Source organism: Listeria fleischmannii subsp. fleischmannii LU2006-1 (genome assembly GCF_000344175.1).
Lineage (GTDB): Bacteria > Bacillota > Bacilli > Lactobacillales > Listeriaceae > Listeria > Listeria fleischmannii.
The window spans coordinates 1-12,627 of record NZ_ALWW01000005.1; the positions used below are offsets into that span (position 1 = coordinate 1).

At 41.2% G+C, this 12,627-nt stretch carries 7 protein-coding genes, 2 pseudogenes and 1 other annotated feature; all 9 genes and pseudogenes read right to left on the minus strand.

The window, feature by feature from the left end; genetic code table 11:
• A pseudogene (locus LFLEISCH_RS02545) lies at positions 1-3,062 on the minus strand (MMPL family transporter); the annotation flags it as partial.
• Positions 3,062-3,367 carry a MarR family winged helix-turn-helix transcriptional regulator gene (locus LFLEISCH_RS02550; RefSeq protein ID WP_159099752.1) on the minus strand — a complete coding sequence of 102 codons (306 nt, stop codon included), beginning with the start codon at positions 3,365-3,367 and terminating at the stop codon, positions 3,062-3,064. The gene LFLEISCH_RS02550 and the pseudogene LFLEISCH_RS02545, both read right to left, overlap by 1 nt.
• Positions 3,345-3,530: a hypothetical protein gene (locus LFLEISCH_RS15355; protein WP_159099753.1), complete on the minus strand. Its 186-nt coding sequence runs from the start codon at positions 3,528-3,530 to the stop codon at positions 3,345-3,347. Before LFLEISCH_RS15355 ends, LFLEISCH_RS02550 begins: the two co-directional genes overlap by 23 nt.
• Before the next feature lie 96 nt (positions 3,531-3,626).
• Positions 3,627-7,052, minus strand: a complete 3,426-nt coding sequence (locus LFLEISCH_RS02555; protein ID WP_007472693.1) for an FtsX-like permease family protein — start codon at positions 7,050-7,052, stop codon at positions 3,627-3,629.
• A gap of 12 nt (positions 7,053-7,064) precedes the next feature.
• A pseudogene (locus LFLEISCH_RS02560) lies at positions 7,065-7,765 on the minus strand (ABC transporter ATP-binding protein).
• Positions 7,766-7,880: 115 nt separating this feature from the next.
• Entirely contained in the window at positions 7,881-10,289 is a 2,409-nt protein-coding gene (gene pheT, locus LFLEISCH_RS02565) for a phenylalanine--tRNA ligase subunit beta (RefSeq protein WP_007472696.1), read from the minus strand.
• 2 nt (positions 10,290-10,291) lie between these two features.
• On the minus strand, positions 10,292-11,341 hold the full coding sequence (pheS, locus tag LFLEISCH_RS02570; RefSeq protein ID WP_007472697.1) for a phenylalanine--tRNA ligase subunit alpha: 1,050 nt from the start codon (positions 11,339-11,341) through the stop codon (positions 10,292-10,294).
• Between the two features lie 51 nt (positions 11,342-11,392).
• Positions 11,393-11,619 (minus strand) — a binding site (T-box leader).
• Positions 11,620-11,662: 43 nt separating this feature from the next.
• Entirely contained in the window at positions 11,663-12,205 is a 543-nt protein-coding gene (locus LFLEISCH_RS02575) for a metal ion ABC transporter membrane-spanning subunit (RefSeq protein ID WP_007472698.1), read from the minus strand.
• Entirely contained in the window at positions 12,192-12,572 is a 381-nt protein-coding gene (locus LFLEISCH_RS02580; RefSeq protein WP_007472699.1) for a DUF4430 domain-containing protein, read from the minus strand. The genes LFLEISCH_RS02575 and LFLEISCH_RS02580 overlap by 14 nt, the downstream gene beginning before the upstream one ends.
• Positions 12,573-12,627: the final 55 nt, after the last annotated feature.

Below are 12,627 nucleotides of genomic sequence, written 5' to 3' on the forward strand. Positions count from 1 at the left end.
TCGATGAAGTAGACAACACATCCGGACAGGCATCATAGCAGTGCAAAAGTTCCTACCTAAAATAAGGACGGCAGAGAAGATGACTCCCCCCATATTTTTCATTGTTAAAATCATTCGGTCCTTAATCGCCATTCCAGTGTATTCATTAAATCGACTCATAAGGAAAATGGAATAATCGATTCCAAGTGCCACGAGAACTACAAAACCGAAGAATGGAGTCGCCCAAGTTAATCCACTGTAATCCATGATTCTAGTGAAAATAATTTCAGCAAAACCGAGTGCTGCGTAGTACGTTAACACTATGGATCCAACTAGGTAGAGTGGCATTACTAGTGAACGAAGTAAAATAACAAGTGTGACAAAGACGCTAACTAAAACTAAAATGACAACTAAATGGTAATCAGAGGTGGACATATCGCGCGTATCATAGTTCGTACTTGTCATACCACCAATGCCAATATTCGCGTTCTCTAGTTTTGTGCCTTTCAAACTAGCATTTAACTGTTCGTTGATGTCATCAATGGAGCTCATCGCCGCGTTAGAATACGGGTTTTTAGTGAGCACGACATTAATCGTCGCAAGTTTTCCGTCACTGGAAATATATTGGCTGAGCGCCTTATTATACGTTTTATCCTGAAGAAGAGCATCTGGGACAAAAACACCCGACTCCGAGTAAGGTGCCTTCGCCCATTCCCCGACAAGACCGCTCGCGCTCGAAAGCCCGTCCTGCACTTGACCAAGCCCGTCAGCTCCCGCTTTTAAGCCTGTCGAAAGTTCACCCATCTGCCCACTCATTTTGGAAAAACCGTCTTTCAGTGATCCTTGACCTTGTTCAATTTGGGTGAGCGCCGTTTCGATTTGCGGAATTTGGCTAACAACTTGACTTTGCCCTGCTGCCGCTTGATTTAGACCAGACTCAAGGCTCGTTAAGCCCGTTTCAATTTGCGATAGACCGCTATTAAATTGGCTAAGCCCGTTTGAAACCTGCTCAGATTGGGCATTCAATTGTTGCATCGCATTAGCAAGCGCCGCAATACCTGAATTTAATTCATCCATTTGCGCTTTAATTTGCGCCATTTGTTTTCCGATTTCTGTTTTAAGCTCAGAACTAAACTGATTTCCAGCCGCCTCAAGCCCCTTAACATCTTGCACAAGCTTCATAAATTCAGGATTTTGTGCCGCCGCTGGGTGTGCCGCTTGAAATGCCGCTAAGGAAGCCCCCACTCGCTTAATTTGATTCGTAAGTGCAGAAGTATCAATCGCTTTATTACTTGGATTTTGTCTATTTGAAAGTTGATTGGAGATTTTTTCTAAATTAGCCTGAACTTCCTTATAGCCATTTAAAAGTTGCGCTTGTCCGTTTTGCAGTTTTTGAAGTTCCGCGCGTGCCGTCTTAACGCCTTCTTCTAGTTCACCTGCTCCGCTTGCGCCATTTTCAATCCCATTTTCAATTTGTTTTAAAGCCGTTTCCAATTGGGAGACGCCCGATTTTGTTTGGCTTGTTCCCGATTGAAGCGCATCTACACCTGAAATCGCTGCGTTTAGCGCTGGGCCTGATTGACTCAATTCTTTATTTGCGCTATCTAGGCCGCTTTTCACCTCGCCAATGCCATCATTCGCTTTTCCGACGCCTTTATTTAAAGCCTCCGCCTGATTTTTCACGTATAAATCATCGAGCCGTTTTCCGGCAGGGCGTGAGGCACTCATCACCATGTCAACGCCTTTTAATTGTGACAAGTCTGCTGAAATATTTTCAATAAGCGCAATGTATTCGCTCGTTTTCATATTATCATCATTTTCAAGCAGTACTTGCGTTGGCGCCACTTGACCCGCACCAAAGCTATCAGACACAATTTCAAACCCTTTTTTAGACGGATATTTATCACTAATCTCATCTAGTGAATTAAAACTTTCCTCGCCCGTGTGCATAATAATCGGCGGAATCGTAATCAATCCCACAATTAAAAGCGCAATAAACGGTCGTAAGAAGGCAAGTGTTCCAGCAGCCCCCATAATTTATTTTCCTTATGGGCAATATTTTTACTAAGTGGCCAGAATAAATGACGACCGAGTGTGGCCATAAAAAACGGAACGAGTGTGTATATCGCAATCATTAAGACAACAATACCAACACCAACCGCAACTGCTGAACGATATAGGTCAAACTGCACAAAATAGAGAGATAAAAAGGCAACGAGAACAGCGATAGAACTATAAATAACCGTTCGCCCAGCTGTACGGTACGTTTGAACAACCGCTTCACGCGTAGATGCACCGCCCCCGACTTCTTCTTTAAATCGGCTCATTAATAAAATACAGTAATCCGTCCCAATCCCAAACATGATACAAACCATAAAAATTTGCGTATACGTCGAGACTGGAAAATTTAAATACTGTACAAGAAAGGCCACCACACTTTGCGCTGTGAGATAACTAATTCCAACTGTTAGAAGCGGGATAAAAGGGGCAATCACCGAGCGGAACACAAGAAGTAGGACAACAAGAATAAATACCACCGTAATCCCTTCCGTTTTATGTAAGCCATCTTCAGAACCCTGAACAACATCCTCTTGAATAAGCGCATTTCCAGTTAAATACGTATCAACACCCTTTACTTTCATTTTTTTGTCTAAATCAGAGCGTATTTGTTTTACAGGTGTGTCGCCTGCGTCGACCGTCAAACTCGCGACGAGCGTCTTACCATCCTTAGATAAAAATTGATCCTTTAATTCAGGCGTGTCGAAACTATCTAAAACTTCTGTAACATGTAAATCTTTTTTATCTGCTTTAATCGAATCAATTGATTTTTCAATGTTAGTAAGATCTTGATTACTTAGTTTCGTACTAGATGTATAAACCGCAATGTAAGCTTCCCCTTTACTGTCTGGATTATGTTTTTTCTGTAGGTCCGTTGCAATTGTGGAGGGGTAGCCATCCGGCAATTTTAATTCCCCTTTTTCGCGTACAAGATTAGCCATGTTTGGCGCAATAAATAAAAGCACCACAAGCGCTACTATCCAAGCAATTAAAATCCCCCACCTAAGTTTCATTACCCATTTCATCATCCTTTTTTCCCCCTTGCCTGCGTCGTAACGACCGAATCTATTACCTTATCATACAAGTTCATAAATAACTCCGCATCCGCATCACCAAGTTGCAAAAGCCATGTATAAACTAAATTTTTCATTTCTGTCTCGCATATATTAAAAATACTATTCCCTTTTTCCGAAATATGAAGCATGACAGCACGCCGATCATCAGGGTTATTCATTCGCAGCAAAAAGCCTTTATCTTCTAAATTTCGAATTTTAGCAGAGACCGCACTTTTATTCACATTTAACGAATTAGAAAGTTCTGTTGCACTCATTCCTTCTTTTTTCGTAAGTTCTCGTAAAAGAAAAAAATTGCTCAACGGATATATTTTTCCCATCTAAAGTCACTTGTTCAATCACTTGATTAACTTCTTTAAAAGCAAATATATACGTTCGCATATAACTATCCACAAAATGATTAATTTGTTTTTCATTCATAATGATTCACCCCCTGAACTAAAATCACTATACAATACTACTTACAAAAAGTAAAATAAAAAAGAGCAGTTACGCCTAAAAAGACGTAATGCTCTTCTATTCAACGGATTTAAGTGCTTCAATCATATCAATTCGTTTTAATTTTATGTGCATGACAACCATTACAATCGTGGAAAAAATAAAGGTTAGGATGGCAGAATAAATGTAACTTGGCCACCTTATTGCTGGACTAAACATCATATTATCCACTTCTGCTGTTGTAATAACATATTGATGGAGGAAGAAACCGAGCACAAACCCGCCTAAAATCCCCATAATACTTAAAATAATATTTTCACGGTACACATACATCGTCACTTCTTTCGGATAAAAGCCTAACACTTTAATTGTAGAAAGTTCGCGAATTCGTTCGGAAACATTGATATTCGTCAAATTATATAACACGATAAAGGCGAGTATTGCCGCTGAGACAATTAAAACGACCATCACAACATTTAAGCTATTTAAGGTGTCGGTTAAGAGGGAACTAATCGTGTTTGAATAGGTAACTTGAAGGGCAGCACCATCATCAATGAGTTTTTCTGCCAAATGATTCTCTACAGGTTTTGAAGTGTCCTTTAAATTAATAAGATCTGTATTATAGCTTGGTTCCTCTTCGAAAATTTTTGTATAATAAGCGTTTGTGATGTAGGCGTAATGGCCCGCGTAATTTTCAGTGATGCCCGTAATTTTAAGCTTATGCTCTTCATTCTTGGCATCGCGAACGCGCAAACTATCTCCTCTTTGTAAATCAAAGAGCTTGGCGAGTTTTTCCGTTATGACAACGCCTGTATTTGTTAGTGCGACAGGCTTGTGCGTTTTACGATCCCGTAATACGATGAAGTTTTGTAAATGGTCTAAGGATTCGAACGCTGTAATATTCACACTTTGATTTTTACCCGAATGAATGGCTTGCATCGCATTTAGAGAAACTACTTTTCGTCCTGTTATATTTGGGTCTTGTAGCTCTTTTTCATAGGCCGCATTTTGCGATTTTGTCGCTGCCTCATCACGTGAGACGAGCGCATCATATTTCATAATATTGCCATATTGAAGCGTTGCAATATCACTAATCGAGTCGCGTAACCCAAAACCCGTTAAAATCAGCGCCGTACAGCCTGCAACACCGATAACCGTCATAAGCATCCGCTGTTTATAGCGAAAAATATTACGAGCTGTTACTTTGTCAGAAAAACGCATTCGCTTCCATAGGAGTGGGATGCGCTCCAGTAAAATTCGCTTACCTTTTTTAGGCGCTTTCGGTCGCATTAAGGTGGCCGCACTTGCTTTTAGTTCCGCATAACAGGCAACAAACGCCGTTAAAGTGGTACAAACGAGCGCCACAATCAGCCCAATCAAACTATAAGATGGATAGTAAACAATTTCAATTGAAGGCATAACATACATCGTGCCATATGCATTAAAAATCACTTTTGGAAAAAGCTGAAAACCAATCAATAAACCTAAAAGAGTCCCTAAAAGACTGGCTAATGAACCGTAAACTAAGAATTTCTTCATAATATCCCTGTTACGATAGCCTAGTGCCTTATAAGTTCCAATAAGCGTCCGCTGTTCCTCCACCATTCGTGTCATCGTCGTCAAACAAACAAGCGCCGCAATTAAGAAGAAGAAAGCTGGAAATGCCGTTGAAAGCGATGTGAGCCGCTCCGTATTTTCATTGTATTCGTTATAGCCCGGATAACTGGAACGGTCTAAAACATAATATTTAGGCTTTTTCATCATCGCAAGTTTTTCCTTAGCCACCTGCAAATCACGTTCTGCATCTGCCAACTCGCGCGTAGCTTTTTTCTTTTCTGCAGAAAACTTCGCCACATTTTTATCATATCTGGCTTTGCCATCGTTTAATTTTTTAAGCGCCGCGTTTAACTTTTCTTCACCCGTTATGCGCGCTGCAGCTAGTTTGGCCTCCCCATCTTTTAGTTTAGCCTCACCTGCCGCATATTCCGCTTCGCCGTTTTGAAGTTCCAATTTAGCCGCGTCTAATTCCGCCTGTTTTTTTAAAACCGTCTGTTCTGCTGCCGCTAATTTCGCTTGCTCCGCTTTTAATTGGTCGCTAGCAGCATCAAACTGCGCTTTCGCCTGATTATACTCTGCTTCCATCGCCTGAATAGCCGTTCTTAATTCCGCATCGCCAACTTCACCAGCAAAATAGTCATCTAAAACTTGGACAAAACGATCATCTACATTTTCTGCTTCCGCATAGAGCGCCTCCTTTAACGTTTCAGAAATATAAAGCGTATCCCCACGCCTCACATAATCCTCCGTTAAATCAGGATCCACGGATACTTTCATAAATTCTTTTTGCTTATTTAAAAATTGGAGGGCAACTTGCGCCTGTTTGAGTGGCTCCTGATAAACCAAAAGTTCCGCTTGCGCATTTTTAAGCGCCTCTTTCCCCGTTGCAATTTCAGCCTTTGCCCGTTTAAGTTCACTTTCCCCCGTTTTGATTTGCGTTTTCGCCCTTGTTATTTTTTGCTTAGACGCCTCTAGTTCAGCTCTGCCTTCCTTTAGCTTAGCTTCATTCGTTTCTAGTTCATTATAAAAAGCGGCTTTTTGTGTATCATAAGCTGCAAAACCCGCGTCTAGTTCGCGCCCCGCCGCATTTAATTTTGCCTCATTTTTGGCAAGTTCCGCTTGGCCATTCTGTAGTTTCTCCTCGCCATCTGAAATCTGCTTTTCCGCATTCGCTTTAATTTGATCTAGCCGCTTATCTGCCTGATTTTTTGTCACCTGTTTAATACGCGCCTTATTCGTTTGATTCGCCTCATTATATCCTTTCGAAAAAGCCTGCTCACTCGCCGTATTCGTAAATGTCAAATTAGCTTGTGTATAGACCGGCAGATTAAAATCCTGTTTTGGGATCACCGCAATCGCATCTGTTTTTCCTTTCCCAATTGAACTCGTACCGCGACCACCCGCTTCAACAAACATTGGACTGTCTACAAAACCGACCACAGAATATGTATCACGCTTTAGCGTTTCATCTGGCTTAGCGCCATTATTTTTCACAAAAGTAATGGTATCCCCGATTTTAAATTTCTTTTGCATGGCTTTTGTGGCATCAAGTGCAACTTCACCAGATTTTTTCGGCAGACGACCAGATACCATACGATACTGATTGATTTGCTCGTCATCCTCGTAAGAATATAAACGCATGACGGCTTTATTTTTTTTGAGTAATAAATCAGCCGTATACTGCATTTCAACACGTTTTACGCCCTTTACTTTATTAAGTGCGGCTTCGTCAGTCTCATCTAAACCATATGTGGACTGAACAATATTATCTGTTAAACCATAATCCGAATAATACTTATCTGCTGTTAAAAGCATGTTAGGACCTGTCGCTTTTAGGCCAGCAAAAAAGGCTACACCTAACATGATTAGTGCAAGAATGGAGAAAAAACGACTTTTGGTTTTCCAAACTTCACGCCATATATCTTTCCAGAGTGCTTTTTTATTCACAAAAATCCTCCTTTACCATTCTATGCTGTCAATCGATACTGGATTTTTATTTTCTCGAATATCGCGCACTTTTGCATTATTAATTTCAATGACACGGTCCGCAATTGGGGTAATTGCCGAATTATGCGTAATCACAATCACGGTTGTTTTTGTTTTTCTACACGTATCTTGTAGTAATTTTAAAACCGATTTCCCTGTTTCGTAGTCTAGCGCACCAGTGGCTCATCACATAAAAGTAATTTAGGCGCCTTAGCAAGTGCCCTAGCAATTGCTACCCGTTGTTGTTCACCACCAGAAAGTTGTGCAGGAAAATTATCAAGTCGATGAGACAAGCCAACGTCATGCAAGACTTTTTCCGCATCAAGTGCACCTGGCACAATTTGGGCTGCAAGTTCAACATTTTCTTTTGCGGTTAAATTGGGTACGAGATTATAAAATTGAAATACAAAGCCGACATCCGTGCGGCGGTAAGTTGTTAATTTTTTGGCAGAATAGGCCCCAATATCGGTGCCATCCACAATAATCTTTCCTTCGTCTGCTGAATCCATCCCACCAAGTATATTTAAAACGGTTGATTTCCCAGCGCCTGATGGTCCGACAATAATCACAAATTCGCCTTTTTGAATTTGAAAATCGATGCCGTCATTTGCAACTACAGTTGTTTCTCCCATTTGATAGCGTTTATAAACCTCTTTTAACTCCACATATGCCATTTTCTGTCCTCATTTCTTTTATAACTCCTACTTCTATTATAGCGAAGGAAATAGCTCATGTGAAGTTGCATACAAAAAAGGTTGCAGGCTTTTTTTAGCCTACAACTTTTCATTTTTATCGAATGACAGCACCAAGTTTCTCGGATAAAGCATTTAGCACTTTTTGATTGATAGCAGTCACTTCTTCTTCTACTAATGTCCGTTCTGGATCTAAGTACGTCAGTGTATATGCCATTGATTTTTGATTGTCTAAAATGCCCTCTCCTTCAAAAATATCAAATAACTGAACGTCATGTAATAACTTTCCGCCATTTTCACGGATAACATCTAAAATCGCGCTTTGTGCTGTGTCACGCGAAACAAGAATGGCGACATCGCGTGTCATTTCAGGATAGCGCGGAATAGGTTGATAGGCCACATGTACTTTTTCCGCCTGAATAATTTCACGTAAATTAAGTTCAAACACATACGTTTCTTTTAAATCGTATTCTTTTTGTAGTGCCGGATGAATTTGACCAATAAAACCGATTTCTAAATCGCCTAAATACACTCTCGCTGTGCGACCTGGGTGCATGTCTTCTCGCGTCATTTGCTCAAAGCGGAAGGGCTTAAGGAGACCTAAACGCTCGTTTAGAACTTCCAGTATGCCTTTTATCACAAAGAAATCGACCGCTTTTGTTTCTTTTTGCCAATCTTTTAGAATACGGTTCCCCGTCATAAGGACGGCCAAATGCTCTTCTTCAAGCGGCAATGCATCGCCCTCTGTCCCGTAGAAGACATTCCCTATTTCATAAAGTGCCACATCCGTGTTTTTACGCGCCACATTGTAACTCGCAGCATGTAATAGCCCCGGAAGAATACTCGTTCTAAGTTTACTCCGTTCCTCACTCATTGGCATTTTAAGACTGACAACACTCTCTTTGGATAAAGCGAGCCGAGTAGCCTCTTTTTCTGAAGTTAACGAATAGGTGAGCGCTTGATTTAAGCCGGCCCCTTGTAGCGTATCATGTAATTCGCGTTTCAGCATTTGAGACGTCGTAAGTCCACCCGCTGTAGCCGTTTCAGGTAACGTCACAGGAATATTATCATACCCATAAATTCGGGCAATTTCTTCCAAAATATCCGCCTCAATGGAAATATCCCAACGTCTTGATGGCACTTTCACTTCTATATCATCGCCTGAAATGGTAACATCAAATGCTAAACGGTCAAAAATCACTTGTACTTCTTCATGCGAAATGGTTGTACCAAGAAGGCGATTCACACGTGACAAGGTAGTCGTGACAACATTTTTATACGCATCCCGATTATCTTCTTCAACCGAGCCAGAAATCATCTTGCCGTTACTTAGAAGTGCAATCAGTGCCGCTCCGTGCGCGAGTGCTTGCTCCACCTTGAATGCGTCACTTCCTTTATCGTAGCGAATACTTGCTTCCGTGCGAATACCAAGTTCGCGTGAAGCACGCCCAATATAATCACTCGAGAAAATGGCACCTTCAAGTAGAACTGTGTTAGTTGTTTCAGACACCTCGGAACTTTCGCCGCCCATAATGCCGGCAATCGCAATCGGTTCTTTTCCATTTGTGATAACCGTATGCCCGTCATTTAAAGTTCGTTTTTGACCATCAAGCGTTATTATCTCTTCGTCTTTAGTCGCAAGGCGCACGACAATTTCTTTACTGCCTATTTTTTCATAATCAAAAGCATGTAACGGTTGTCCGTAAAGCAGATTAATATAGTTGGTTACATCGACCACATTGCTATGCGGCCGAATGCCTGATTTCATTAAAAGCACCTGTAGCCAAAGCGGAGAATCCTTAATTTCAATATCCTCTACCATACGAACTGCGTAATAAGGCGTTGTTTCCGCATCTTGTATTTTCACCGAAATACGCCCTTCAATTCCTCCTGTTTCAGAGACGTCCGGTTGTTGCGGGAGTTCTGGCTTCGTATGTGTAATGGCGCCCACTTCATGCGCCACACCTGTCATGCTTAAAGCGTCGGCCCGGTTAGGCGTAATCGCCAAATCAAGAATCGCGTCGTTTAGACCAAGGAGTTCCACCGCGTTTGAACCCACCACCACATCATCTGGCAATACAAAGATGCCGTCTTGGTAGGCTTTAGGGACCACGCTACTCGAAAAGCCTAGTTCTTGAAGCGAACAAATCATGCCTTCTGAAACTTCACCGCGAAGCTTCGCGCGTTTAATTTTCATGCCACCTGGAAGACGCGCCCCCACACGTGCAACAATGACTTTTTGACCAGCCGCCACATTTGGCGCCCCACAAATGATTTGCACCGTTTCTTCGTTGTCCACTAAAACAGTCGTCTTATTCAGCTTATCCGCACTCGGATGCTTCTCACACGTTTTGACTTCCCCCACTACTAAATTTTTAAGTTCCGCATCTAAATAGTCGACACCTTCAATTTCAATACCGGTACGTGTAATCGCCTCCGCCAAATCATTCGCATTTAATGTTAAATTCGGGAAAAATTCCTTCACCCAATTATAAGAAACTAGCATTTTTATTCCCCCATTTCCTTCGCGGCAAATTGATTGGTAAACCTTAAATCATTCGTATACAGATGACGAATATCATCAACCGCATATTTTAACATCGCAACACGTTCAGGACCAAGCCCAAATGCAAACCCGCTATAGCGCGATGGATCAATACCCGACATTTCAAGAACACGCGGATGCACCATACCGGCACCTAAAATTTCAATCCAACCCGTTCCTTTACAAACACGACAACCCGAACCACCGCAAGCAAAACAAGAAATATCCATCTCAACGGAAGGTTCCGTAAACGGGAAGAAGCTTGGGCGGAGTCTAATTTCGCGCGCCTCACCAAACATCCGTTTCGCCAAAATCGTAAGCGTGCCTTTTAAGTCAGAAAACGTAATTTTTTCCCCAACAACAAGCCCTTCGATTTGGGTAAACTGGTGCGAATGCGTGGCGTCGTCGTTATCGCGACGGTAAACTTTTCCTGGGCATATAATTTTAATCGGCCCATTTTTAAAATCATGCTGTTCCATTGTACGTGCTTGAACAGGAGAAGTTTGCGTCCGAAGTAGCGTATTTTCCGTAATGTAAAAACTATCTTGCATATCACGCGCCGGATGCCCTTTTGGTAAATTTAATGCCTCAAAATTATAATAATCGAGTTCCACTTCTGGCCCTTCGGCAATTTTATATCCCATCCCGATAAACATATCTTCAAGTTCCCGGATTACTTGTGACAGTAAATGTGTAGTGCCAAGCGTCACTTTCGTTCCAGGAAGGGTGACATCAATCGTTTCATTTTCAAGTTGTAAACGAAGTTCCGCCTCTTCAAGCGCGGTTTGTTTGTCTTGGATTTTTTCACTGATGGAAGTTCGGACTTCATTGGCTTTCGCCCCAACTAGTGGGCGCTCCTCGTTAGAGAGTTTCCCCATTTGTTTCATAATTTCTGTCATCGGGCCTTTTTTCCCAAGATATTTGACTCGTAAACTATTTAGCTCTTTTAAATCAGCGGCTTGTTCCACTGCTAAAATGGCTTCTTTTTCCAAAGCTTCTAATTGTTCTAGCATCAAAAAACACTCCTTTTTCGTTTTTAGACAAAAATAAAAAACCTCTATCCACAAAGGGACGAGATTTTGCTCGCGGTACCACCCTAATAGAAATGACAAAACATTTCCACCTTCATTTGAATAACGGCTAAAAACCGATCTGCCTTTCAAATACAATCCCGGCAGCGACTCGTGGAGCTGAAATTTTCGCATTGTTAACTTATAAAATGGCTCTCAGTCTATGACCATTTTTCCCTGTTTTGTTCTACAAAGCTACTTGTCTCCGTCAACGTCTTTGTCTTATTTGATTACTTTCTATTATAGAGGCTAGCGTCGTTTAATTCAAGTATATTTTATAAGCCATTTATCGAGTAGTGGTAAAAGAATAGGTGCTAACACGATATAAAACAGAGCATTTCCAACTGCATGAAGCATGTCAAAGGATAACCCTGCTACATAATAGACTAAAAAATAATGATAGCCGTAAAATGGTGCCATACATAGGGCCTGAATAAAACCATAAAGAAAACCAGTAAATGCCGCATAGACGACCAAAAGCCAAAATGGCAATTTACTAAACACCGGGCGAATGACTAGCGCCGTTAAAGCCGCAATACACGCGTAACCAATAATTTGACCAATTGTCCAAATACCGAGTCCTAAAAAAAGATTGGAAACAAGCATAACGAGGCTGGCAAAAATGACACCATAACGAAAACCGATTAATAGCGTCACTAAAATCACAAGTGTCGTGACAGGTTGTACATTTGGAATAAAACTAAAAAGTAGTCTTCCTGAAACTGTTAGGGCTACTAAAATAGCCAGTAACGTCAAGACTTTTACATTCGTGATTTTTAAATGTTCAAATTCATTATTTAGCTTCATGTAAATCAAAACTCACTTCATCGCCATTTTTAAGCGTCGTTTCTTTCGCACCTTTAGCCGCCATTTCACCATTTACCTCATACATCCAGTAAAGCCCTTTCGCTTCGTCTTGCGTGACTCCTTCAATACTAGTAATAAAGCCATCTGTATCTTTTATATGAAAGTTCTTGTTTAAAATGGCATAAACGGTACTGTCAGATTTCGCCTTCACCTTTTTTTCTGCCACTTCCACTTGACCATTATTTTTGGTCACACTCACCTTAACCGAAATAGGGTCAGCCTTAGGTTTAGCCGTTTCGCCATCTGAACAGGCTGTGAGTAGTAAGGCCAAAATGGTAGAAAGTAGTATTAAAATCCCTTTTTTCATTGTCGTTCTCCTTTTTTACACATAATAAAAGACGTAACGATTGTCATTACGCCTT